Here is a 24,540-nt window from a genome sequence, read left to right as displayed (position 1 = left end):
CTGAAGGTGGTTTGGCGATCCTCTGCCTTGGTGAGGATGTGCTTATACCTATTAAAACCGTCATAATTAGGTATAAACTCCGTTCATAAATAGCTCATGTATGATGGAGGTCGGCAACCACAATGCTTTTATTCTTAGCCTATGACTTCCGGCCAAACCCAGCGTTTTGCGCTGACTACACCGCTCTATTACGTTAATGATTTACCCCATATTGGTAGTGCCTACACCACGATGGCGGCAGATGCGATCGCAAGATTTCATCGCTTACAAGGGCATGAGGTATTGCTGATCACGGGTACGGATGAGCATGGCCAAAAGATTCAGCGGACTGCCGAACAGAGGGATAAAGCACCACAAGACCACTGTGACGAAATCGTTGCTGGATTCGAAGATCTATGGCAACGCCTCAATATTCAATACGATCGTTTCAGTCGCACCACCAGTTCTCGCCATGCTCAGATTGTCAACGAGTTTTTCCAGCGCGTATGGGATAAAGGGGATATTTATCAAGGGCATCAGCAGGGCTGGTATTGCGTCGGTTGTGAAGAATTTAAAGAAGAACGAGATCTTCTAGAAGAAAAGCATTGTCCCATCCATAAGCGTCCAGTGGAGTGGCGAGACGAGCAGAATTATTTCTTCCGTCTATCGAAGTATCAAGATGACCTAATTAAATTTTTTGCCGATCATCCTGATTTTATTCAACCCACCAGCCGCCGCAACGAAGTCCTCAGCTTTGTTGAGCGAGGACTACAAGACTTTTCCATCTCTCGGGTCAACCTAGATTGGGGATTTCCTGTCCCGACTGATGATCAGCATACTTTATATGTCTGGTTCGATGCCTTACTCGGTTATGTCACGGCGTTGCTCGAAGAAGATGCAGAAGCTACTTTAGAGAACGCATTCAGTCAATGGTGGCCGATCAATCTCCACTTAATCGGCAAAGATATCCTTCGGTTTCATGCGGTGTATTGGCCGGCCATGTTGATGTCAGCGGATCTTCCCTTACCTGATCGTGTCTTCGGTCATGGTTTCTTAACCAAAGATGGTCAAAAAATGGGGAAAAGTCTGGGAAATACCCTCGATCCAGTCGACTTGGTCGATCGCTATAGTGCTGATGCAGTTCGCTACTATTTTCTGAAAGCGCTAGAGTTCGGTCGTGATGGTGATTTTAATGAAACTCGATTTATTGATGTAGTCAATGCTGATCTCGCCAACAGCTTAGGCAATCTACTCAATCGCACCCTCAAAATGGCAGTTAAATATTGTGATGGCCGGGTTCCCGAGATTAATATTCAACATTTACCTGATGATCATCCTTTAGCTCAACTGGGTCGGGATGCGGCAGATCAAGTTGCAAAAGCATACCAAAGCTTAAGTTTTAGTCAAGCCTGTAATATTTCTCTGAGTCTTGTCAAAGCTGGAAACCAGTTCATAGACGAGCAAGCGCCTTGGTCTCTCTATAAACAAGGTGAGCAGGGTTTGGTGAATGAGATCCTTTACACAGTTTTAGAATCAGTTAGACTGTCAGCATATCTGCTTACTCCAGTTACCCCTAACTTGAGTACACAGATTTATCAACAGCTAGGGTTCAAGCTTGATTTGAATGTTAACCATGGTGAGGATGGGGCAGCCTTACATGCTATTCATAGCAGATGGGGGGGGTTACCCACCAATCAAGTGTTAGGCACTCCTCAACCTGTGTTCCAAAAATTAGAGCCTTTACAAGCTGCAGCACCCTAGCGTTTTGCTATCTAGACTTACTCTTCACACTTGAAATTTTTTTAAGGGTGCTGCATCACTTTAGTCAATCTATTTTAGAAACCTGCATTATTTAGATATCCGAGGCTTTAATTTCCATGATTATCAATCCAAATATGGATCAGAACCCTGTGTTCTCGGCAGAGCAAGTGCTCGAAAACCGTGGGCGTATTGCTATTTTTATTGATGGGTCTAACCTTTTTTATGCTGCTCTGCAGTTAGGCATTGAGATTGACTACACCAAATTGTTGTGTCGTTTGACCTGTGGCTCACGCTTGTTGCGGTCCTTCTTTTATACCGGAGTGGATCCGACGAATGAAAAACAGCAAGGTTTTTTGCTGTGGATGCGACGCAATGGTTATCGCGTTATTACGAAAGAACTGGTTCAACTTCCAGATGGCTCTAAGAAAGCTAATTTGGATGTTGAAATCGCCGTAGACATGATGTCGTTAGTGGGTTGCTACGATACAGCGATCCTAGTGAGTGGAGATGGCGACCTAGCTTATGCTGTGGATGCCGTCAGCTATCGCGGGATTCGAGTAGAAGTTGTTAGCTTACGCTCTATGACCAGCGATAGTTTGATCAACGTTGCCGATCGCTACATCGATTTAGAAGGAATTAAAGGCGATATTCAAAAAGCCTCTCGCTCCGGCTATACGTATCGTCCTTTATCAGGGATTGCAATTTCAGAGCCCGAGACGGAAGAAGTTGCTGATCCCGCTTTTGACTAATACTCATGTGCTCCAAGTGTTTTGACAAGACTCTTTTTTGTCAGTGCTAACGCTGGATATGGAGCCTATATTTATCTTGTTGGCCTGCTTGGTCTTATCCTTTCAGGCTGTGCACCTGTAATATTTAGGCGTCCTGTCCCCAAGCAACCTCAAACGTCTCTGCATCAGGCTATCTTCAAGCGCACTGATCCTGCTGGGCAGCTCTTATGGCAGTTACGGGCCGAAGAAGTTGAGGTCGCTGGTGAGGTAGTTCAACTCAAGCAGATTCAGGGGACCTTCTATCACAAGCAAGAACCGATCTATTCGCTGCAGGCTCCTCATGGTCAGGTTCATCAATACTCTCACTTTATCCAGCTTCAGGGACCTATCGTTGTCGAGAATGTGCGAGATCGCACAACTCTGCGAAGCCAACGTATTCAGTGGCACCCGAAAACGGGGCAGCTTATGGCTCAACAGCAGGTCCTCCTGCAGCATCCCCAGTTTGAAATGAAGGGGCAGCGGTTTCAGGCGTCTACCCAGACCCGGCAATCTCGTTTATCAGGTGCTGTTACTGTCACTTGGCTCAATCGAAATCTACAGTTGCAAGCTCAGGAAATTAATTGGCTTCCGCGCCAAAAGACCCTGTCTGCTCACAGCATGATCCCCGCCAGGGTGACGGTGCAGCCCAGTGCGGATCAGCCCCTCACATCGAACAAGTGGCAGCACGTCCAAGCTCAACGCGTTAATTGGCTTTTGCCGTCTCAACAGCTTGTGTTCGATGAAGCCGTCGAGATCCGCTCCTCAGAGTCTAAGATGCACATCAAGAGTCCCCGATTAGTGATGAGTCTGACAGAAGATAAGTGGCATAGTCCCCGAGGCCTGCACGTTCAATATCAAGGTATTTCTGCTCAAGCGAAACAGGGCAGGTTAGAAGCGTCTCAAACGCTCCATCTACAAGATCAGGTCCAGGTTCAAGGGTTACCTCAGCAAGCTCAGTTGCGAGCCCAGGCGCTTACCTGGAATATGGCAACTCAGACGGTCCAGGCCCGAGGCCAGCTTGTGTACCAACAGCTGCAACCTTGGATGCGCATGACGGGTACGAAGGCTGCTGGTAATTTACGGGAGCAAACCTTAGAAGTTGAAGGGGGAGAAGCTGTAGTTGAAATCGTTCCCTAAGGCAACGCTATATTACTGGCGGCGAGCAGCGACTTGGTTGCGCTGGGGATCACCCAAGGCAGGCATAGGGCGGCTCGGCCGTAGTTCCCCCATACTTTTAGCATCCGTGCCTAAGCGTTGAGTGAGTTGTTGGAGAATACGGTCTTGATCTTGCCGAAAGCCGTCAATATTCTCACCTCGATTGATAATCGCAAACCACACAGGCCCCAATTTTTGAGTCGGAATGACGCCGGCTAGGGCACTGACATTCCAAAGAGTTCCAGTTTTAACAATCGTTGCAGTGGGGAGTTGACGGTCTTTAATGGTACCCAGGTCACGTTTGGCAACCGGAAAGACATCGGCAAGGGTGAGCTTATGGGGCTTTAACTCCCGTTGAATTCCTTGGAGTAAGGCCACCACAGCCCGAGGAGAGAGACGATTATCCTGCCCTAGTCCTGAACCGTTCTGTAAACGGATCTCATTCGTAGACACACCAGTGGCTGCCGTTACTTGGGCCATTAGGGTGGGGCCATTACCGATGCCAGAGGCAAGGGATTCTGCCAAGGCATTATTACTATTGACGTTCATCTGTTTGAGTAAGGCAAAGATGGGGAGAGACTGATGCCGCAATAGCAGTCTGGATTGAGGGGGATATGGACGCCATTGTACTGTTCCAGAAATAGCTAACTGGGTCGTTAGTTGAGTTGTTTTAGGTGGCGTATAGCGACTCTCTTCGGTGGTCTGATAAACTTCCCCGTTCAATCCTTGGCGCAACCGTTCTCCCGCTTGCATGGGGGCGGTCAGAAAGTCCATCCAGAAGTTGCCGGAGATAATCAAGTTGCCGGAGACGGTTTGAATGCCCATCTGATTGAGGCTATAGCCCAGACTCGTGGCTTCAGGGCCCACAAAGAGAGGATCTCCACCTCCTACCACGACTAAATCTCCCTGCAACACGCCATTCACCACAGGCCCGGTTGCTTTAACTTCGGTCAGGAAAGTATGGTGTGGTCCCCAGGTTTTTAAAGCAGCTAGGGTGGTGGCCACTTTGGTTAAAGAAGCGGCAGGAAGGGGTTGTTGGGCATTGTGGTTGACTAATAACTGATCTTGGGTCTGTAACCAAAATCCCTGGGCAGCGGGAGCAAACCCTTGAGATGAAAAGCGATTCAAAGAATCATGCCAAATCTCGGCAATGTCAACGTCAGGAGAGTTGATGTGGAGCAGATCGAACGAAGTAAGAGGAGATGCTGGTTGATTTGATAACACCCCTATCGTGTTTAACCACAAGGGGATCAGACCCGTACTGAACAGTTGCAACATGGTTTCTCTCACCGCAAGTATCAAGGGGCAGTAGTTGTATTGTGCTTAAATAATGAATTTTTGTGAAAGTAAGTCTGGGACTGATAGATCATCAAGTTTGACGAATTGACGTCCAGGAGGCTGATGGGAGTGTAGTAGATGGTTTGTACGTCAAATCCTGATGAGAATTGGCATCCATCCACTTGGCAGGGGCAGGACTGGATGCAGCGGTAAGGTATTCAGTCGGCTATGGAGGGGGGATTTTGGATAAAGGGTGGGCAGTTTTTCTCGGAAGAAGGGTTTTACCTCAATTACAATAAAAAAACAATTTTCTACCCAGCCTATTAATATTGCATCTCAGTTTGGGATGATCAATATTGATGCTAAGCGGTTAAGTGTAGGGAACGGTATGTTGAGCATCCTGAGATAGGAGGTTGTATGCAAGAGTTGAATAGCATTTCAGATAACACCCTGGAGAATTCCATCAAACAAAATGTAATGCTCCAGGCAGTTGAATATGGGGTGGCAGGCTTATCCATTGCCGGAACGGTGGCAACCTTTATCTTGAAAGAGGCTACTTTTGCAGCAGCTCCTCTTACCTTGTCCGTTTGTCTCAATTTGTTCAATCGCCGGAAACTCGATCAACTGACCCGTCAGCATGCTGACGGAGATATGGCATTAGTCAAGCGGGATTTGCGAGCAGAAATTCAAAGGGTGCGATCGCAAATCGAAGACTTACCTGCATTCCAAGATCGAGCTGATTACAACGACGTTAAGGTCTCTATTACCTCTTTATCTGCCAGTGTAGCCACCTTAGAGCAACAAATGATGGAAACATCAGGGGGCCAGCCGATTGAGGCGATTAGCGCTATTGAAGCGGAACTGAACCAACTGCGAGAACATCAAATTGATCTGACCCATTCCATTGAAGCCTTACAAGGCCAGATTCCCAGCGATGCTGAATCGGCCAATGTGGCTGATAGCTATCAGCAAGAACTTTCTGCCCTCCAAGATGCCGTATCCCAACTCTCCCAGCAGGGATCTGGATCTGCTGACCTAGAGCCCTTACGAGCCGAACTGCAGGCGATGCTAGCCCCCGTGCAACAACAAGTGGTTGATCTGTCAGAGCAGAGCCAACAGTCAGCCCCGGCAACGGCCTCGGAAGAGCAATTAGCGCCTGTCTTTGGCCAAATTGAAGAAGTCAAAGTCAAGATGGACGCGATGTTGTCGAACATCTCTGAGGAGATGGAAATTGCCCGAGGGGCCATGGAAAATACCCAGCATCAAGTGAATGAAGTCCAACATCAACTGACTGTGGTGCGAGAAGAAACAGCGAATACGCCCTCTGGTATCAACCCAGATGATCTCCACCAACAAGTACAGGCAGCGATGGGCCCCTTGCAAGACCAAATTGGCCAATTAGAAAGCCGGATTACGGCGCTACCCACCATTGATGCCAACGTCACCCAAGGTCAAGAAGAACAGCTCCAAGGTTTGCAACATCATCTCCAAGACTTAAGCAATCGCTTGGAGACGATTTCTAGTCAATTCTCAACAGAGATGGCGAACCTTCCCAATATGGTGGATGAGCAGGTTCAGAACCGAGTAGGTGAGCTGCGGGAACAGACTGTTCCCCAGGCTGATGAGGTCGGTATGCAGGATAGAATGTCGGAGCTGGACTCACTCTTAGCCGACTTGTCCTAACGCTTTACTGATACTGAATGGCTGCTGTCGGTCTCCCTTTGGGAGGGGGAAGACCGGATTAGGATTGCCACAACTGCTGCAGGGTAGCGACAAAATTGGGATAAGAAATAGCGGCGGCTTCAGCTCGATGAATGGTGGTTGATCCCGTTGCGTTTAGGGCTGCGATCGCAAGGCTCATACCCACGCGGTGATCACCAAAACTCTCCACTTCCGCTCCCTGTAAACTGGCTCCGCCTTGGATCTCAAGGCCATCGGGTTGCTCGGTTAAATTGGCTCCCATTTTTTGGAGTTGCGTCGCCATTGCGGTTAAGCGATCGCTTTCCTTTACTCGTAATTCTGCAGCATCTCGGATGGTGGTAGGCCCTTGGGCAAACAATGCTGCAACCGCTAGAATCGGGACTTCATCCACTAATCGAGGAATCACGGCTCCCTCAATGACGGTGCCGTGAAGCTGGCTATGCTGGATATGGATATCGGCCACAGGCTCCCCTGCTACCGTCCGTTGATTCGCAAGGGTCATCTTGGCTCCCATCTGCTCTAATACTTCGAGGATGCCGGTTCGAGTGGGGTTAACCCCGACATTCTCAATCCAGACATCTGAACCCGGCACAATTGCCGCTGCTACCAGCCAGAAAGCGGCTGAGCTGATATCTCCCGGTACGATGATGGCTTGACCTTGGAGTTGAGCAGGACCTGTGACCGTAACGCTACAGGTCTCAGGATCAATGGCGATATCAGCCCCAAACGCGGCAAACATCCGCTCCGAATGATCGCGGGATAAGGCAGGTTCAGTAATGGTCGTTTGACCCTCAGCCATTAATCCGGCAAACATGATGCAAGATTTTACCTGAGCCGAGGCGATGGGTGAGTGGTAGTGGATGGGCTTTAACTGCTGTCCTCGAATGGCTAACGGGGCTAGGGTATCGCTTTGACGGCCCCAAATATGAGCGCCCATTTGCTGTAGCGGTTTAATGACACGGCCCATGGGACGGCTGCAGAGAGAAGTATCCCCAGTGACTGTAAATAAGCGATCTGGGTGGGAGGCTAGAATTCCTAACATTAGCCGGAGGGTTGTACCTGAATTCCCGGCATCTAAAACCACGGTGGGTTCTTGTAACTGGCCTAGGCCAATCCCCTGTACCCGGACATGTTCTGTATTCAATTCCGAGATTTCAGCCCCTATGGCCCGGAAGCAATGGGCTGTGCTGCGGGGATCTTCACCTAGCAGTAGCCCTTGAATGGTTGTTTCTCCCGAGGCCAAGGCTCCCAGCATTAGGGCGCGGTGGGAAATGGATTTATCGCCAGGGATCGTAGTTTTACCCTGAAGACGACCTTGAGACTGGATCACCCAGGTCGTTTCTGTAGGGGAAGGGCAGACGGTCAACACATCAGTAGGCATAGACTTTACAATCCCGAGGAACAGCCAATCGCCATCCTATCGCGTTTAGAGGGATTGGCTGCGGCCTGGATCGCTTCTACAATGTCAGTAGACGATGAGCAATCCAATGCAACCTTCTCTTAAAAAACAATTATTGTGGGTCACAGTAGCCTGTATTTTGCTGACCCTTGGATTTGGATTAGCCTTGTCTGTTGCTGTTAACCTCAGTTTGCAAGGTTTTGAGCAGCAGCGACCTGATTTAGAGATTTTGCCGTCCGAGAGTGCGCCCTCTTCAGCCCCCTTGTGAGGTCTAGTTGTGTGTGAGGTCGATGGCGCGTGAATGAGGGCTGTTTGCTGTGCTGCAAATAATCTGGCTTATCTCACTCCATAGGTTTTGACTCACTGCATAGCCCAGTGGCAGTCCGCAGTAGATATCGACCGCACCAGAAATTCTAAAGGCTGCTTTGAAATGGGCATCGATCAACCCTCCCATAAGGTCAGAATCAGCCCTCATACTTGGGGGCCACCATCACTCAGTGGGCAACCCCGCGCAGAGTGTGGTGTTGGGCCTAAACTTCTGGTGACTTAAAACAGGGAGGCTGCTCCCATAGTTAGGGGAACGTGCCTGCAAAGGCATCTGTTTTTCAAGAGGATATTGACGGCACAACTCGCAATTTCCTAGAGTGTGTTTCGGGGTCTCAATCACTATTGTTTTCAACATACGGCGTTGTCGTTTTCTATTACGAACGATATTTTAGGAAATCTGCGCCGGAAACAAAGGTCTTGCAGGCCATCCCACCCTTACATCTGGAGAACAATTGTGGATTTATCCTTAATTCCCGCTCAGCCTAAGCCAGGTTTAATCAATGTCTTGATTGAAATTCCTGCAGGCAGCAAGAACAAATACGAATTTGATAAAGATTTGCAAGCATTTGCCCTAGATCGTGTGCTGTTTGCCTCTGTGCAGTATCCCTATGACTATGGATTTATTCCCAACACCCTGGCGGATGATGGTGATCCCCTTGATGGCATGGTGATTATGGATCAGCCGACCTTCCCTGGCTGTGTGATTACCGCCCGCCCAATTGGCATGTTGGAGATGATCGACGGTGGTGATCGCGATGAGAAAATTCTCTGTGTCCCTGAAGAAGATCCTCGCTATGTGGATGTCAAATCCCTGGCGGATGTGTCCTCCCATCGTCTAGATGAAATCGCTGAGTTTTTCCGCACCTATAAAAATCTGGAGAAAAAGGTCACTGAAATTTTAGGGTGGCAAGATGTGGAAAAGGTCAATCCTTTGGTTGCCGAATGCATTAAAGCGGGCCAAAAGTAGGTTGAAAGAATTCCAAGGCTTGTTTTTTTAGGTGTAATACAACCTTTTTTTAGGTGTAATAAAACGCCCGAGATACGAGCCTTGTATCTCTCCTGCTCTCGTATCAGTCGATACGAGAGTCTGCCCCTTAGCTAAAAAAGGAAAGCCGTGATGGTATCGATTCAAAACCAAGTTGTATTGATCACAGGGGCGAGTAGCGGCATCGGAGCAGCCTGTGCGCGAGCCTTTGCCCCGTTGGGGGTGAAGTTGTTGCTAACCGCTCGACGGCTTTCACGCTTGCAAACCTTAGGGACTCAGCTAAAGGATGAATTTGGCGTTCATACCCATACTTTTCAACTGGATGTTCGCGATCCCACTCAAGTCGAATCTCAACTGCAAGGGCTCCCTGAAGAATGGTCGGCCATTGATGTCTTGGTGAATAATGCTGGTCTTAGTCGAGGTCTGGACAAACTCTATGAGGGCAGTATTCAAGACTGGGAAGAAATGATTGATACCAATATCAAGGGCTTGCTGTACATGACGCGGGCGATTGTTCCCGGTATGGTGCACCGTCACCAGGGTCATGTGATTAATATTGGCTCTATTGCTGGACATCAGACTTATCCCAAGGGAAATGTCTACTGTGGGTCTAAAGCGGCGGTAAGGGCTATTTCTGAAGGGTTAAAGCAAGATTTACTGGGAACCCCTGTTCGCGTCAGTTCTGTGGATCCAGGTCTGGTGGAAACGGAGTTTAGTGATGTCCGCTTTCATGGCGATACAGAGCGAGCCAAGGCTGTTTATGCCGATACTGCTCCCCTGACTCCAGAAGATATTGCTGATGTGGTGGTGTTTTGTGCGACTCGCCCGCCCCACGTCAATATCAGTGAACTCTTGGTCTTGCCCACGGCCCAATCTGGAGCAACCCTAGTCCATCGACAGTCTTGACTGACATCCTGATTTTATTCTGGGAAGTACCTTAAGAGTTCAGCTGCCGGTAAGGGAGGACTGATCAAATAGCCTTGGATGCCATCACATTGGTGGTCTAGTAAAAATTTTCGTTCAGCCAGGGTTTCTACCCCTTCGCCAATCAATGATAATCCCAGGTTATGGCCCATTTGGATAATGGCCGTCGTGATCGCTGCATTGGCAGGTTGACAATCAATTTCATGGATAAAGCCTCGATCAATTTTCAGGGTATCCAAGGGAAAACGCTGTAAATAGCTTAAGGAAGAGTAGCCGGTGCCAAAATCATCGACGGATAGACGTATCCCTGCTGCCTTAATTTGATGCATCACTTTGAGGGCAAGATCTGGATCTTGCATCAATGTGCTTTCCGTTAACTCTAAAACTAAACTGCTTGGGTCTAAAGCAGCCTCTGACAGTAGTTCATGGAGCATCTGAGGTAAAGCGGGCTGCATCAGCTGTCGAGGAGACAAATTGACTAGTATTTGCAACGGCCGCCCACAGGTTTTCTGCCACCGCTTGACTTGCTGGCAGGAGGTTCGCAGCACCCACTCGCCAATGGCTAAAATTAAGTCTGTTTCTTCGGCAATGGGGATAAAGACATTAGGCGATAATACTCCCCACTCCGGATGATGCCAGCGCAGCAGGGCTTCGGCTCCTATGACTTGGCTTGTCTGCAAGTCAATATGGGGTTGGTAGTAAAGGCGCAATTCGTTTTTGTCTAGGGCATGACGTAATCGCGCTGCCATGGTGAGGGCTTGAGAACATTGCGATCGCATCGTCGGTAGATAAAACGCTGCACTCGGTCCGGTTTGTTGTTTGGACTGATACATCGCTATTTCGGCATTGCTAATCAAGGTGCCAATATCACTACTGCCTTTGGGATAGCAGGTCATGCCAATGCTAGGTGTAATACATAACTCCTGATCCACCACATAGAAAGGTGTGGCTAAGATGTCCAAAATTTGTTTCGCAAACTGGTCGAGATCTTGGCGAGACTTAATGTTTCGGGGAATGATGGCGAACTGATCCGCCTCAATACGAGCCACCATCGCCATGGCGTAGTTGCCCATATAGCGATGGGCGGACAATTGCTGGGTGATCGCTTGAACGAGTTGATCACTGAAAGAGTTGCCCAGGGTACTTTTAAGCCACTCAAATCGATCGATACCGACTAAAACTAGAGCATCTAAGGTATCAGCTATTTGTTTCTCTGCCTGAATATGGTGGAACTGCTCTTCGAGTAAGCGACGATTGGGTAACTGGGTTAAATGGTCATAGTAGGTTAGAGCATTTAGCCCTGCTTCTAGCCCTTGAATGGTTTGCGTGTACTGTTGAGTGACTAGCGCTTGTTTCTTGAGTCGTGCGTCAATCGCGCTTAACAGTTCTAAATGGGTAAATGGCTTGGTGATGTAGTCATCTGCCCCTAAATTCATCCCCTTCCGCACACTGGCCCGATCTGTTTTAGCTGTTAAAAAGATCATCGGAATGCTGCCAATGCCTGGATTCTCTCTCAACCCCTTTAAAACATCAAAACCGTCTAACTCCGGCATCATGACATCACAAACAATGAGGTCTGGAGGGTTTTGCTGGGCCAGTTGTAACCCCGTTAGGCCATTGTCTGCTTCCAGAGTTCGATACCCTTCACACTCTAAAATTTCTTGAATGATGTCGCGGATTTGAGGTTCATCCTCAATGATTAAAATTTTTGGCATTTTTAGACTCAGGACAGTCACATTCAAAAATTTGAATGATGGCTTTAAGTAATCTTTTAGGGCTATGGCTACATTCTACTATTCGATGTTTGGGACAAATCTTATATTGAGATTACATCTTCGCTAAGATGCCATCAGCATCGTGGGCGTCAATCCATGACAAAGCCTTGGCGTGCAATAACTTTACGCTTTTTCGTAAATGAGGTTTGGCTGGGAGGTTGTCCGCTGGTTTTACCTGGGACATTCCTCTATTCCTTAGACAAGATAGAAAAAAGAACAGCCCCAAAATGTAATCTCTAATACAAGTGACGTGTGAAATATTTATTTTTTTATAGAGATAAATATTTTATTTCTCTCATGCTAAAAGCATAAATATTTGAGCGAACTATTACTAGCGTAATGGGTAAGAGGCAAGATATTTAGGGCAGCAAATTTATCAATATAAATTGAAACTTAAAGGCTGCAGGGGCGAGGAATGAGATTGCCCCTGCAGCCTTCTCAACAGTGTTCAAGCTGGGTAAGCCAAGGTTCATCATGCTTCTGGTTCATCGGTCAATGGCTGTTCAGTCTGGGCTTGTTTCATGGCCTGAGGCCAAAGTATCAAAAATAGCCCCATCCAGGCCAAAACCGGTAGAGCCACGAGTATGGTCAGCCAAATAATTTTGGTCACTAACCAGGTCCCTGCAATTAGCGTGATTCCCGTTACCAAAATGGACCAAGGCTGACACCACCAAGGTTTGTAGTTCCATGGGTTATAGGAATTATCCATAGGGCTTGCTAGGAAAACAGTACTCAGCATTATCCTATAGCCTAACGATGGTTTCCACCCTGTATCTGGGCGGAGCAGGATGGTACTAAGACTTACGGGCTAGAAAGGGAAGCTTTTGACGCAACCGATCCACAAAGAAATCCATCTCCGGTAACTTGAGTTGAATCACGAGTCCGGCAAAGACCAATAACCCTGCACCTGCCGATACACTTAGGGTCACGAGCTGTCTGATGATTCCTTCTGTTCCCAGGATTAGCTGACAGCCATATAAGGCTATCCAGGCTGTGAAGCCACAGATCAGGCTGCTGACAGCCAAGGCCAAAATTGGACCTCCTGTGGTCGCCCAAGGTAGCCCATGCAAGCGTTTATTCAGAATCCAGACGAGAGCGGCCATGGAGAAGACCTGGACTCCGACGGTGGCCATAGCTAACCCCGGTGCACCAAAGGTTTTGGTGAAGAAGAAACAAAAAATGGCATTAAAGAATAAGCCCAATAAACTAATCAGCAGGGGAACATTGCCATCTCCCAGGGCGTAGAACACCCGGACGAAAATATCTCGGCCTAGGTAAAAGAACATGCCAAAGGCATAAACCACTAAGAGAGAGGCCACTAGTTGGGAGGCGGAATCATCGAAGGCTCCCCTTTGATAGACAATTCGTACAGCAGGCAATGCTAAGACGGACATCAGCGCACCTGTAGGCATCATACTCATGGCGGTGAGCACTAGGCTTTGGCGAATCCGGTCTTTTAGATCAGTCCAACTTTCTGGGGCTGCCAATTGGGAAAAAATCGGCATGTAGGGAACCAGGATGACGTTGGAAAGAATGCCCAAAGGCGTTAGGAATAAGAGCTGAGCGTAGGTTAAGGCAGAGGCGGAGCCTTCCTTTAATTGAGAGGCAAAGAATAAGCTAATAGCGACGCTAATCAGCAGCATCCCAGAGGAGAGGGTGGCCGGCCCCATGAGCTTACCGATTTCTTTCACACCCGGTCGGTTGAAATCGAAGCGAAGCCTCAGAGTTCCCATGCCGGATCCCCACTGAGCAGGGATTTGGACTAACCATTGCAGTAACCCACCCGCTAGCGTTCCCCAGGCCATAACGGAGGCCCCCACATGATCCGTGAGAAACAACACACCAATGATGACGGTGACGCTAGATAGCAAAGGACTAATGGATGGGAGCCAATATTGATCGGACGCTACTAGGGTGCCGAAGCCGATACCAATCAGTCCTGATAAGAAGGCTAGGGGAGCCATAATTCTGAGCTGTTCCACCGCCATGGTGTGGACATCGGTGGAGACCCCTGGCGCTAGCATGGTGATCAGTGGATCAGCAGTTAGCATTAACCCTGCGGTCAGCAGCAACAGCAAGATGCCAACTAAGGTATTGACGGTTTCAATTAAGGCTGCGGCATCCTTTTTGGGATGTTTGGCAAGGACGCTGACGACGGAACTGTGAAAGGGGCCATTCACTCCTCCCAGCAGAATAAACAGAAAGCTAGGGATAACGTAGGCAAAGTTATAGGCATCTACTTCGGGACCGACCCCAAATTCAGCCGCAATTGATTGCTGTCGCACTAGACCGACGACCTTGCTGATCAGGGTTGCGATCGCAACAATGGTTGCAATACTCGCTAGGGAGCGACGGCGTTTGGGAGCTGAGTCGGCCACAAATTTATAAGTAACGTAAAGAATCCTCACTTATTTAAGCGCATATCAGCACCTTGAAACGCAAATAATATTTTACGAGTGCCAATCTTGGCCCAGAACGATCAAACCCCGAAAAGCAATAGTCTGGGATATGGGATCGATAACCTGGTATGTAGACAATCTCAAAAAGCATCATGATGAGACGGAGACTAAGCCGATGACTGGGGTCTTTTGTCTGTCCAGCTTCGATATTCTCACTCGATCTTCAATAAACCTTCAATCACTTTGAGGAAATTTCCCAGCGTCGTTGATGGATTGTTTGTGCGCCGAACGGCAACAATGTCCAATAGGGGAGAGGGCTCTTGGATATTGCGATAAACTACCCCAGAACGCTGCAGGTTTCTGACATTTGCGGGTAAGAGTGACACCCCCATACCACCAGCCACCAAACTCAGCACAGTTGTAATCCAGCTTGCTTCTTGGACAATGATGGGCTTACAGTTTGCTCTCAGACAAAGCTGATCAATCTGATCTCGCAAACTATAGAGCAAAGCCTGTGGGGGGAGTACAAAATCTTGGCCGTTAAGCTCTGCAAGAGCAACAGTTAACTTTTTAGCACAGGGATGTTGTTCAGGTAGAACAAGAACGAGGGACTCCTGGAGGACTAAAGTATCTGCAAAAATCTCGTTATCTTCTGGGCTCAAACTTTGTAAATTGTGTTGATGGAAGAAACCTACATCGATTTGATGATTTCGTAATTGTTCAATCTGGTCATAGGACGCTAATTCATGAAGGGCTAGATTTACAAATGGGAACTGCTGACGAAAAGTTTTGATAATGCGGGGTAATTGGCTATTGGCAATGGATGTATTGATTCCTACATCTAATCGCCCACGGTTCCCTGCCTGAATATCCTGAGACAATTCAACGGCACTTTGGGCTTGTTCAATGATTTGCTCTGCTCGCGTTAAGAAAGCCTGTCCCTCATGGGTGAGTCCTAGGGGACGGGTTGTGCGATCAAAGAGGGTAAAGCCCAGCCTTCTTTCTAGTCGTTGAATCTGCTTACTTAAAAAGCCTTGGTCTAACTCCAGAGCAATGGCGGCTTGAACAAATCCTTTGTGTTGCTTGAGTGCGATCGCATATTCAAGATGTCGAAATTCTAGTTCATGCCATTTTGGAGGCTTCATCTCTTGTTATGACGAATTAGTCATATAACAATGTCAATAACAGTGATTCTATCATAGTGTTTTTCTATATGCTGTTGTCATCAAAGCAAAAAGCTTAGTGACGCAAGCTAAACGATAAAGAGAAAGATATGAATATCCAACGTGTTTTGCTGGTGGGTGGGACTCACGGGAATGAACTGATTGGGGTATATCTTATTAAAAAATTTGAGCAATCTCCTCAGCTTATTAATAGATCTAGTTTTGAAACATTGACACTATTTGGTAATCCGAAGGCAATAGATAAATGTGTACGCTATATCGATAAAGATTTGAATCGTTGTTTTAACTTTCAAGCACTGGATTATGAAAAGAATAATAGCTTTTATGAAAATCAACGAGCCCAAGAAATCAGTAATCAATTTGGGCTGTCTGGGAATACACCTATAGATCTAGTTGTTGATCAACATTCCACCACTTCTAATGTCGGGCTGATGATAATTCTGGATCATCTTGATCCTTTTATTTTAGATTTATCTGCTTACTTAAGCTTCTTATTTCCAGAAATTAAAATTTATAGCTCTGAGAAGTCAGGTCGTGGGAAAGATTCATTACGATCAATTGCTAAGCATAGAATTTGTATTGAGGTAGGTCCACTTTCTCATGGAACACTTGATGCGGAGTTACTACAAAAAACTGAATCATTAGTACATTTAATTCTAAATTATGTAGAGCAGTATAATCGCAACAAAATTAGATCTAAAAATAAGTCACTCACCCTTTACGAATATTGTGACTCTATTGACTATCCCAGAAATCAAGAAGGCGAAATTAAAGCTATGATTCATCCTCAGATTCAGTTTCAAGATTATGCAGCTCTACATCCTGGTAACCCTCTCTTTCTGACCTTTGATGGAAAAACGATTATCTATCAAGGTAAATCAATTGCTTACCCTATTTTTATTAATGAATCAGCTTATTACGAGAAAGGGGTAGCAATGTGCCTAACTCAAAAGAAACAGTTTCAAATAGATAAATCACAATGAAATACATTCTTGGTGAGAGCCGTAAAAAGTTTTATCCGTAAACACTTTTAAGAGGCAATAATGATTTATTCCTGCCATGAAAAAAAGTGGATTAGATTTTATATAGATAAATTTCTATGTCAAGAAATATATGAGTGGAATAGAAGTATTGTATTAACTTCTAGGCAGCTTGCATCTCTACAAGCAGCAAGTAATCCATGGCCAGATTATGTGCTGAGATTCACGCCGCTGAATAACAAGATTACGATAGAAGTGGAACGAGATACAGTAGGTCGAGTTACGATTGACCGATTCAAAAAAATTGTGAATTTTGGAGTGATCGATAAAGATATTTTATTAGACAAAGAACTAGAAAAATCTGATTTCATAGATATTCTACGACAATCAGCTGGATTGGGATTTGTCTTAGGAATTGATTTTGACTTCTACCAATTGGAGGGATGGATAGAATTAGCAGCAATTTTGAGAAGGTATCAATATGAGTTTTTCTACTTCTATGCGCGTGGCAATAACGATGATGGTTCTGTTATTGATACTCACACAGGCTACAAATATTATCTAGACCCATGGGCTGATGAGCCGATACCATAGTATAGCTATATAAAAAATATAATCATCACGAATAAAGATTTTTAAAAGAAATAATATCTTATTCAGAATTAGAGGTGAGAGGTAAGATATATGCCTGGAAATATTAAAAATTACGAGAGAGTTAAACAAGCAGAAATAGAACTAGACAAGCGAATACAGGAAACAAACTTACAGAAGTATGAGGATTTATATCGGAGACTCTTCGATGGGCTGCGATATATATCTGTTTTGTTTCTGTTGGGGTGGATTATATTTACGGAAAATTTAGACTTCTCTATATTGTTGGTTATATTGTTTTTTGCCTTCCCTATACTATGCAAAATTTACAGCATAGTTGTTGGTAGCTTCACAATATTTTTTGGTATAAAAATAGCTTTTTCTGGTCAGTTTTTTGCTATTGCTCCAGCTCTACCATTTACCGTTCTCAACCCAGAAGTTAGTTATTTTTGTTTAGGGTGGGGGTTCCTTGCAGCAAGTCGAAGTACACGCTCGAAATTTGGCTTTCTACTAGCCATCTTCTACTTTGTAGGAGGTGCTTTAGGATTGTTTCAATATAGATCAGGCTTATTTATTAAAGCACCAGGTATTTGGGGAGCCATCATGACGAGTATCCCAATCATATCTCTTGGGTTGTTGATGACTCTGGAAATTTTATTGTCTTGGCAGCCACCAAAACCTACAGAGTAAACCTGACATGAGAGGGTTTTCTTAATCTACTGAGTGTATTTATATGTAGTAGTTGTCAACATATAAATTATGGGCACTGTTCTGTTGAGACGTGCTCGGGACACTAAGCCCTGACTATGACACCTGAGTAGACTGGAGATTGCTGGATACAGGTCCTAAGTACTGATTGAGATGGGGAGAGAAAACCTCATAAATCAAGGTCAAGGGCTGACCATCATGCCAAAATAGATAGTAACGGCCCCAAAACGGTCCTGGATGATCGAAAGCTTTAGATAACGCCTCGGATTGACCACACAAAACTTGGCGAATATCTCTGAACAATTCAGTACGAGACTGGGACAAGCTAGCCCAAATCGGTAGAGAGCGGTTTTGTAAATACTCATCCACATGGCTGGCTTCCCACCAAGAGGTCGCATAGGCTAAGCGCTGACCCGAAGGGGTCCGTAGCCAGACCTGGCGGCGTAATCGAGGACCAGGAACCGCTTTGATTAAGTCAGGGGCATTGTCTTGCTCAGCCCCGACAAAGGACATATCAATCACGTCAACTTCCGTCGGCTCACCCGTGAGGAGCTGCAAATGGCGGGTGGGAGAGCCATCTCCCAAAATCAACATTTGCCAGGTGGGAGAGAGTTGATAGTAAGGAAGGCCGGGCTGAATGCGAGCCTGATCGGCTTGCCATAAGACATCTAAATGATGCCAGGTGGAGGTGAGGGGAACTTGATTATTGGTATCAGCGTTTGCTAACAAAGGTCTTCACAAAACTTTTCAATATACTCTCATCATAGACAGTATTTGACCCTGCGTGCAAAAATCAGACCCGGTTGAGGGTTGCTGGCTATACTGGTGATTTTAGAGTCTCTGCCGACGTAAACAGCCTTGACGTAAACGTTATGCGCCCACAGGATATGAGTTCTTCCGCAGGCTTGCTGCATGTTAACGATCTGAAGATTGCCTATGCTCAGCAGCGGGGAGCCGAGACCCAGAGTTGGGCCGTCAATCAAGTCTCCTTTGCCCTGGGAGCTGGAGAACGGCTGGGATTAGTGGGAGAGTCGGGTTGCGGCAAGTCCACCATAGGGCGAGGCTTGATGCAGTTGCTGCCCCCCGGAACTCAACTAGAAGGCGAGATTAACTTTGCGGGTCGATCGGTTTTAACCCTGACGGGAAAAGATTTGCAGCGATTCCGAGGTGAGGAAATTGCCCTGGTCTTTCAGGACCCGATGACTCGCCTCAATCCGTTGTTGACGGTAAAAAAGCATTGCCTTGAGACTCTGAAAGTCCATCAACCCAAGCTTTCGGCTGAGGAAGCTAAAACTAAGGTCTTAGATACCCTGGGCGCCGTTAATATCCCTGCAGAACGATGGACGCAATATCCCCATGAGTTTAGTGGTGGGATGCGACAGCGGGTAGCGATTGCGTTAGCGCTCCTCCTCGACCCCAAAATGCTGATTGCCGATGAACCTACCACCAGCTTGGATGTTACGGTTGCGGCCCAAATTCTGAAAGAGGTGACGCGTCTCTGTGAAGAGCGTCAGATGGGACTGCTGCTGATTTCCCATGATTTGGCATTGGTGAGTGAATATTGCGATCGCGTTGCCGTCATGTACCAAGGCAAAATGGTCGAGTTAGGCCCAGCTCAAGAAATCCTCACCAACCCACAACACTCTTATACCCAATCATTGCTGCAGGCGGCTCTCCATCTACAAACCAGTGCCGCTGAAGCTCCTGAAATAGAAGAAAGTCCACCTGAACAATCAGTGCTGCTGCAGCTCCAAGATGTGCAGCAACATTACTCCTTAGAAACCAATTTTATTGCCCGTCTCCTCTCTAAACCTGCGGATGCCATCAAAGCCGTAGACGGGATTACCTTAAATATTCATGCAGGCGAAACCCTGGGCTTGGTGGGAGAATCCGGCTGTGGCAAGAGCACTTTATCTCGTAGTATTTTGCAGCTTGTGCGGCCGACGGCGGGGAGCGTTCAGTTTGATAAGCGGGAGTTGACCACGCTAGAGGGACGGGCACTGCGGCAATGTCGCCGCCAAATTCAAATGATCTTCCAAGATCCACGGGCCTGCCTGAATCCCCGGATGAAGATTGGCCAGAGTGTGGCTGAACCGCTCCTGATTCATGAGTTGGCAACCCCGGCTGAGGCCCAGTCACAAATGCATGCCATGTTGGAGCGGGTCGGCCTGACTCCCACCACGGACTATGCCCAACGGTTCCCCAGCGATATTTCTGGAGGGCAGCAACAGCGAGTTGCTATCGCCAGAGCGCTCATTACCCAACCCAAACTGGTGATCTGTGACGAACCCGTGAGCATGCTGGATGCCAGTATTCAAACTCAGGTGCTGGAGTTGATGCAGTCTTTGAAAGATGATTTCAACTTAACGTACCTATTTATTACCCATGATTTGTGGGTGGCGCGATTCTTTTGCGATCGCATCGCCGTCATGAATAAGGGCAAGATCGTCGAAATCGGTCCCACGGAAGAGATCTTCACCAATCCTCAACACCCCTATACCCAAACGCTACTCGGGGCTGCCCCCTTACTAGCTCGTCTGCAGGAAGGTTAATCACCATGAAAATAGAGCCGCTCATTACCGTTAAAGATGTTGCAGCGAGTAGCCAGTTCTACCAAACACTCTTGGGTTGTGAAAGTGCTCATGGGGGTGATGAATATGAAATGCTGACGTTTGAGGGGAAACTGCTGCTGCAACTGCATCGCCAGGATGTGCATGAGCATCCAGGGATGTGGAATCCTGAAATACCGCCTGGGAATGGGGTGATTTTATGGTTTCGCACGGATGATTTTGACGCCAGTGTCGCTAAGGTTCAGGCACTCAGTCCAGAAATCGTTACCGAACCCCATGTCAATCCCAATGCCCAGCAGCATGAAATTTGGTTTCGCGATCCTGATGGTTACTTGGTTGTGATCTCAGATAACTTTGGTGATGCTAAAGCTTAGCTTGGCCCTGCACGTGCAGAGTGATGCAAGATTGAAGCAATGAGATCAGGATTAGGAATCAAGGAATTGAACGCTAAAGCTGTTAATCAACGCTGAATTCAATCGCTATACTGCTAGGCCGAGGCTAGGGCAAAAGCCAGGAAAGACAATATGAATATCCGCATTGCTCAACCGAAGGATGTCGAGACGCTGTTTGAGATTCGAACCAGCGTTGTCGAAAATTATCAATCCCGAGAAGAGATTGCTGAACTGGGTATTACGCCAGAGTCAGTCACCAAAATGTTAGAGACGGACTGTTGTGCATGGATTGCTGAGATTGATGATCAAGCGATTGGCTTCTCCATTGCCAGTGCCACAGAAAAAACGATAGTTGGCATGTTCGTCCGCCCTACTTTTGAAGGGCGGGGAGCTGGACGTACCCTAATGCAAGTTACTGAAACTTGGTTCTGGGCAAAAGAAATTGAAGAGATTTGGTTAGTCACAGGCAATAACCCGAATTTCAGAGCCTATGGTTTTTATCTACATCTCAACTGGATTCCAATCGGCGTTGAGTCCGAGGGTGATTTCCAAGGAGAGATGAAATTTGTCAAAAAACGTCCTTAGAACGTTGTCTCCCAAGTTTTTTGTCTTTCAGAGCTTCATTAAGCTGGTCATAACAGACTTCCTTGCTTATTTTCCCGTGATATCCAATATGAAAGCAAGGCTGGATCGGTAAGGCTATTCAGCAATATCATGGACTATAAGCCTGCATGATTGAAGCTTTGAAGCCGATGTTGTTATCCGAATTAAAAGCCGAAGTCTTCAAATTGCCACCGAGCGACCGCCTTGCACTAGTTACGGCAATCGTCGAATCCCTTCATGACTCCCTTGTTTCTACTCCTGAGCGTGCCGCTGCTGCTCAAAGAATGCGAGGTTTGCTTCAAACAGAGAAACTGGCACCAACTGACCAAGATGTGGCTATGTTGCTAGAACAGCGGCGGATGGATAAGTATCTCTTTTGAGGATCTGGATTGATATGAATGTTGTTTGAGATTTTCCGGTGAAGTGAGAGCTATTTGTCTAAGAGTGCAGCTTAACGGTGACGTTATCTGCATAAGTTCACTCAATATCATTGAATGACTGTTAGATGTTCTCAATCCTTAGGCTTTTATTCTAGGAAAGGATAGTTTGTTGCAGTTTGCTTGTTTTACATGTCGAAAATCGTTTAAGCGTCCACAAGCTAGTGGTGCGACGAATCGTTACATGACTAATGACCAGCAGAATGGGCAGTGGAAGGAAGCAGAGCAAACTAATTCCCGCTTGTACAAGTGCCCTGATTGTGGAGGTCAGACCTATTCAATGGGTTTAGACTTTAAAGCTCCAAAAAGATCTGACAAACAAGGTTGGCGTAAAGTAGAGAAATTCATTATTTCTGGGCAAAAATATTATCGTGGAGCCTCGAAAGCTAACGAAAGCTCCGGATCATGAGCAATATTGTACTTGGAGTGTTTCGAAATTTCGTAAATACTGAACGATCTCTCTTGAAAACAGCGCAATGCTCCTATAAAAGTTTTCCATCCATAAAACTTTAGCCATAATTATGAGTACTACCCCACCTACCTGCCGAGCATCATGACAGCCGCAGAAAAGCTCTACGAACTTATTCAATCTCTCCCAGAAAGCCAAGTCAACGAAGTCCTCAACTTCGCCGAATTTCTCCATCATAAGCAGCTCAATAGTTCTCAATCGCAGGCTATCCCGCCTGGGACGCTTACCGGACTGCGGGGTATCGCCAAGGGGCCTAAAGCAGCTTCTAGCGATCATGAATTGCAAGCAGAATACACAGATTATCTCACCCAAAAATATCAGTGAGCCTTCGTGTGAAAGTTCTCATCGATACCAATGTTGTCCTAGATGTACTCCTGGAACGCGACCCCTTTGTCGAGAATGCAATTGCTCTCTTTGAGCAAATTGAACTCGGTCACGTAGTAGGTGCAATTGCTGCAACAACCCTGACCAATATTTTCTACATCATCCGTAAATCAGAAAGTCGTGAAGCTGCCATCTCTGCTGTCCATCGACTCCTGATCGGTCTCCAATTTTGTGCTGTTGATCGCCAGACAGTCGAAACTGCTCTCGGTCTTGGGCTAAAAGACTTTGAAGACAGTATTCAACTTGCCTGCGCACTCCTCAATCAATTGGATGGCATCGTTACCCGTGATTCAAAAGATTTCATTAGCAGCCAGCTTCCCATTTACTCCCCTACTGAACTCTTAAGCCAGCTCTAGTCGGGAAAATACTTTCTATCACTGAGGACAAGAGTTATTGCTTAACCTGATTTAGCTGCCCTGAGCTATCTCACCTAAGGCAACGATAAGCTGATCAATCTGTTCCGGCTGATGGGTGGCCATTACCGAAACCCGAATTCGACTAGTGGGGACTGTGGGTGGGCGAATGGCTGGGGCAAAAATCCCTTGATCAAGGAGTTGCTGGCTGGCCGCCAAAACGGCTGCAGGTGTGGGCATTTGCACGCAAAGAATCGGTGACTTTGAGGGCAAGAGCTGCATGTTTAGATGTTCGTCTTCAGGGGCAAGCTGGGTGGAGAGGGCTTGCTTGAGCTGATTGACCCGTTGCCAAAGTTGCGATCGCAACTCATTCCCCTCTCGAATAATCTCTACCGCCGCCAACGCTGCTGCCGTATCTGCGGGTGAGAGTCCCGTCGTATAAATCCAGCTTGTAGATCGATTGCGCAGGTAATCAATCAGCTTGGCGGAACCCGCCACATAGCCTCCTAAACTGCCTAATGCCTTACTCAACGTCCCCATTTGGATGAGTTCAGTATCACGACAACCAAAATGCTCTACACAGCCTGCCCCTGTTGCCCCTAGAACGCCAGTCCCATGGGCTTCATCAATCAGGAGCATACAGTCATAGGCTTCAGCCAGGGCAATCAGTTCCGGCAATGGGCATAAATCGCCATCCATACTAAAGACGCTATCGGTCACCAAAAGGCAGCGACGATGGTGGGAGCGATGGGTTTCTAGGAGCGATCGCAACTCTGCTACATTGGCATGGCCAAATTCATGGATGGTGGCCCCACTTAGACGTGCGCCATTTTTGAGGCTGGCATGGTTGTAGGCATCCGCCAGGACCAAATCTCGTCCACTGACTAAGGCCGTAATGGTGCCGATATTGGCGAGATAGCCTGAGCTATAAACAATGGCAGCTTCAGTTTGTTTCCAGGTTGCGATCGCACCTTCCAACTGCTCATGAATGACCCGATGACCGCTGAGTAACCGCGAACCCGTACTGCCGGTTCCCCAGGTATTGATAGCTGCGATCGCAGCTGCCGCTAACCTGGAATCTCCAGCTAAACCGAGATAATCATTACTGGCAAAATTGATTACCTCCTGGCCGTTTAGTACAGTCGTTGGACCTGGACTGCTCATGGTTTTGACAGAGCGATACCAATGGGCTTTATGAATCGTGGTTAACGCTGAATCAATCCAATCGTAAGGAGCCATTACAGCTCCTCTGGAAATAGGTTGTTCAACATTAGGAGTGGTCCTTCGTAATGTTTTTCAAAATGTAACGAGTCTTTTTGCGAAATGTAACGCTTGGTGCCTTCGCGCCCTGCATCAACCGGGCATTCAGGTAATATTGCTTACAGAGTTAGCATTTAAGTTGAGAGTAATAACTGCTAG

General features: G+C 47.0%; 25 protein-coding genes. 16 read left to right on the top strand and 9 right to left on the bottom strand.

Annotated elements, in window-relative coordinates:
• Nucleotides 1-141 precede the first annotated feature (141 nt).
• From metG to lptC, 3 genes are all read left to right on the top strand, one after another.
• A complete protein-coding gene (metG, locus tag I1H34_RS22885) occupies nucleotides 142-1,740 on the top strand; it encodes a methionine--tRNA ligase (protein ID WP_212663203.1) in 1,599 nt (532 codons plus the stop codon).
• Between the two features lie 116 nt (nucleotides 1,741-1,856).
• Nucleotides 1,857-2,489 (top strand): LabA-like NYN domain-containing protein, encoded by a 633-nt coding sequence (locus I1H34_RS22880; protein WP_212663202.1) that lies wholly within the window; start codon nucleotides 1,857-1,859, stop codon nucleotides 2,487-2,489.
• A gap of 21 nt (nucleotides 2,490-2,510) precedes the next feature.
• Nucleotides 2,511-3,644, top strand: a complete 1,134-nt coding sequence (lptC, locus tag I1H34_RS22875) for an LPS export ABC transporter periplasmic protein LptC (protein WP_249369527.1) — start codon at nucleotides 2,511-2,513, stop codon at nucleotides 3,642-3,644.
• Nucleotides 3,645-3,656: 12 nt separating this feature from the next.
• On the opposite strand, the gene I1H34_RS22870 is transcribed toward lptC, so the two are convergent.
• Nucleotides 3,657-4,940, bottom strand: a complete 1,284-nt coding sequence (locus I1H34_RS22870) for a D-alanyl-D-alanine carboxypeptidase (protein WP_212663201.1) — start codon at nucleotides 4,938-4,940, stop codon at nucleotides 3,657-3,659.
• Between the two features lie 417 nt (nucleotides 4,941-5,357).
• Between I1H34_RS22870 and I1H34_RS22865 the strand changes: the two genes are divergently transcribed.
• Nucleotides 5,358-6,623: a coiled-coil domain-containing protein gene (locus I1H34_RS22865; RefSeq protein WP_212663200.1), complete on the top strand. Its 1,266-nt coding sequence runs from the start codon at nucleotides 5,358-5,360 to the stop codon at nucleotides 6,621-6,623.
• Between the two features lie 58 nt (nucleotides 6,624-6,681).
• Here the strand turns inward: I1H34_RS22865 and aroA are convergent, their stop codons facing one another.
• A complete protein-coding gene (aroA, locus tag I1H34_RS22860; protein WP_212663199.1) occupies nucleotides 6,682-8,022 on the bottom strand; it encodes a 3-phosphoshikimate 1-carboxyvinyltransferase in 1,341 nt (446 codons plus the stop codon).
• Nucleotides 8,023-8,128: 106 nt separating this feature from the next.
• Here aroA and I1H34_RS22855 point away from each other — a divergent pair, with 106 nt between their 5' ends.
• From I1H34_RS22855 to I1H34_RS22845, 3 genes are all read left to right on the top strand, one after another.
• On the top strand, nucleotides 8,129-8,308 hold the full coding sequence (locus I1H34_RS22855; RefSeq protein ID WP_212663198.1) for a hypothetical protein: 180 nt from the start codon (nucleotides 8,129-8,131) through the stop codon (nucleotides 8,306-8,308).
• Between the two features lie 513 nt (nucleotides 8,309-8,821).
• On the top strand, nucleotides 8,822-9,334 hold the full coding sequence (locus I1H34_RS22850) for an inorganic diphosphatase (protein WP_212663197.1): 513 nt from the start codon (nucleotides 8,822-8,824) through the stop codon (nucleotides 9,332-9,334).
• Between the two features lie 150 nt (nucleotides 9,335-9,484).
• Nucleotides 9,485-10,258, top strand: a complete 774-nt coding sequence (locus I1H34_RS22845) for an SDR family oxidoreductase (RefSeq protein ID WP_212663196.1) — start codon at nucleotides 9,485-9,487, stop codon at nucleotides 10,256-10,258.
• Nucleotides 10,259-10,272: 14 nt separating this feature from the next.
• Here I1H34_RS22845 and I1H34_RS22840 read toward each other — a convergent pair whose 3' ends face one another.
• The 5 genes from I1H34_RS22840 to I1H34_RS22825 form a co-directional block, all read right to left on the bottom strand.
• Complete coding sequence (locus I1H34_RS22840; protein ID WP_212663195.1) at nucleotides 10,273-11,991, bottom strand: EAL domain-containing response regulator; 1,719 nt, start codon at nucleotides 11,989-11,991, stop codon at nucleotides 10,273-10,275.
• Between the two features lie 112 nt (nucleotides 11,992-12,103).
• A complete protein-coding gene (locus I1H34_RS32800; protein ID WP_255801345.1) occupies nucleotides 12,104-12,235 on the bottom strand; it encodes a hypothetical protein in 132 nt (43 codons plus the stop codon).
• A gap of 288 nt (nucleotides 12,236-12,523) precedes the next feature.
• Nucleotides 12,524-12,760 carry a DUF6737 family protein gene (locus I1H34_RS22835; protein WP_212663194.1) on the bottom strand — a complete coding sequence of 79 codons (237 nt, stop codon included), beginning with the start codon at nucleotides 12,758-12,760 and terminating at the stop codon, nucleotides 12,524-12,526.
• Nucleotides 12,761-12,845: 85 nt separating this feature from the next.
• Nucleotides 12,846-14,429 (bottom strand): murein biosynthesis integral membrane protein MurJ, encoded by a 1,584-nt coding sequence (gene murJ / locus I1H34_RS22830; protein ID WP_212663193.1) that lies wholly within the window; start codon nucleotides 14,427-14,429, stop codon nucleotides 12,846-12,848.
• Between the two features lie 233 nt (nucleotides 14,430-14,662).
• The gene (locus tag I1H34_RS22825; protein WP_212663192.1) at nucleotides 14,663-15,595 is read right to left on the bottom strand and encodes a LysR family transcriptional regulator; all 933 of its coding nucleotides are present in this window, start codon (nucleotides 15,593-15,595) and stop codon (nucleotides 14,663-14,665) included.
• 128 nt (nucleotides 15,596-15,723) lie between these two features.
• Between I1H34_RS22825 and I1H34_RS22820 the strand changes: the two genes are divergently transcribed.
• From I1H34_RS22820 to I1H34_RS22810, 3 genes are all read left to right on the top strand, one after another.
• Nucleotides 15,724-16,617 (top strand): aspartoacylase, encoded by an 894-nt coding sequence (locus I1H34_RS22820; protein WP_212663191.1) that lies wholly within the window; start codon nucleotides 15,724-15,726, stop codon nucleotides 16,615-16,617.
• 60 nt (nucleotides 16,618-16,677) lie between these two features.
• Nucleotides 16,678-17,208: a hypothetical protein gene (locus I1H34_RS22815; RefSeq protein WP_212663190.1), complete on the top strand. Its 531-nt coding sequence runs from the start codon at nucleotides 16,678-16,680 to the stop codon at nucleotides 17,206-17,208.
• Nucleotides 17,209-17,298: 90 nt separating this feature from the next.
• The gene (locus tag I1H34_RS22810; RefSeq protein WP_212663189.1) at nucleotides 17,299-17,895 is read left to right on the top strand and encodes a hypothetical protein; all 597 of its coding nucleotides are present in this window, start codon (nucleotides 17,299-17,301) and stop codon (nucleotides 17,893-17,895) included.
• A gap of 114 nt (nucleotides 17,896-18,009) precedes the next feature.
• Here I1H34_RS22810 and I1H34_RS22805 read toward each other — a convergent pair whose 3' ends face one another.
• A complete protein-coding gene (locus I1H34_RS22805) occupies nucleotides 18,010-18,642 on the bottom strand; it encodes a chorismate lyase (protein WP_212663188.1) in 633 nt (210 codons plus the stop codon).
• A 143-nt stretch (nucleotides 18,643-18,785) separates the two neighbouring features.
• Between I1H34_RS22805 and I1H34_RS22800 the strand changes: the two genes are divergently transcribed.
• From I1H34_RS22800 to I1H34_RS22775, 6 genes are all read left to right on the top strand, one after another.
• On the top strand, nucleotides 18,786-20,465 hold the full coding sequence (locus I1H34_RS22800) for a dipeptide ABC transporter ATP-binding protein (RefSeq protein WP_249369525.1): 1,680 nt from the start codon (nucleotides 18,786-18,788) through the stop codon (nucleotides 20,463-20,465).
• A 5-nt stretch (nucleotides 20,466-20,470) separates the two neighbouring features.
• Nucleotides 20,471-20,857: a VOC family protein gene (locus I1H34_RS22795; protein ID WP_212663187.1), complete on the top strand. Its 387-nt coding sequence runs from the start codon at nucleotides 20,471-20,473 to the stop codon at nucleotides 20,855-20,857.
• A 150-nt stretch (nucleotides 20,858-21,007) separates the two neighbouring features.
• A complete protein-coding gene (locus I1H34_RS22790; protein ID WP_212663186.1) occupies nucleotides 21,008-21,460 on the top strand; it encodes a GNAT family N-acetyltransferase in 453 nt (150 codons plus the stop codon).
• A 167-nt stretch (nucleotides 21,461-21,627) separates the two neighbouring features.
• Nucleotides 21,628-21,858, top strand: a complete 231-nt coding sequence (locus tag I1H34_RS22785; protein WP_212663185.1) for a hypothetical protein — start codon at nucleotides 21,628-21,630, stop codon at nucleotides 21,856-21,858.
• Nucleotides 21,859-22,468: 610 nt separating this feature from the next.
• Nucleotides 22,469-22,708 carry a DUF2281 domain-containing protein gene (locus tag I1H34_RS22780; protein WP_212663184.1) on the top strand — a complete coding sequence of 80 codons (240 nt, stop codon included), beginning with the start codon at nucleotides 22,469-22,471 and terminating at the stop codon, nucleotides 22,706-22,708.
• Nucleotides 22,705-23,124, top strand: a complete 420-nt coding sequence (locus tag I1H34_RS22775) for a type II toxin-antitoxin system VapC family toxin (protein ID WP_249369523.1) — start codon at nucleotides 22,705-22,707, stop codon at nucleotides 23,122-23,124. The genes I1H34_RS22780 and I1H34_RS22775 overlap by 4 nt, the downstream gene beginning before the upstream one ends.
• A 51-nt stretch (nucleotides 23,125-23,175) precedes the next feature.
• Here I1H34_RS22775 and bioF read toward each other — a convergent pair whose 3' ends face one another.
• Nucleotides 23,176-24,360, bottom strand: a complete 1,185-nt coding sequence (bioF, locus tag I1H34_RS22770) for an 8-amino-7-oxononanoate synthase (protein ID WP_212663183.1) — start codon at nucleotides 24,358-24,360, stop codon at nucleotides 23,176-23,178.
• Between the last annotated feature and the right edge of the window lie 180 nt (nucleotides 24,361-24,540).

The sequence above is a fragment of the Acaryochloris marina S15 genome (genome assembly GCF_018336915.1).
In the GTDB taxonomy this organism is placed as follows: domain Bacteria; phylum Cyanobacteriota; class Cyanobacteriia; order Thermosynechococcales; family Thermosynechococcaceae; genus Acaryochloris; species Acaryochloris marina_A.
Note: the sequence above shows the minus strand (reverse complement) of the source record. Positions and strands in the feature narration are given on the sequence as shown.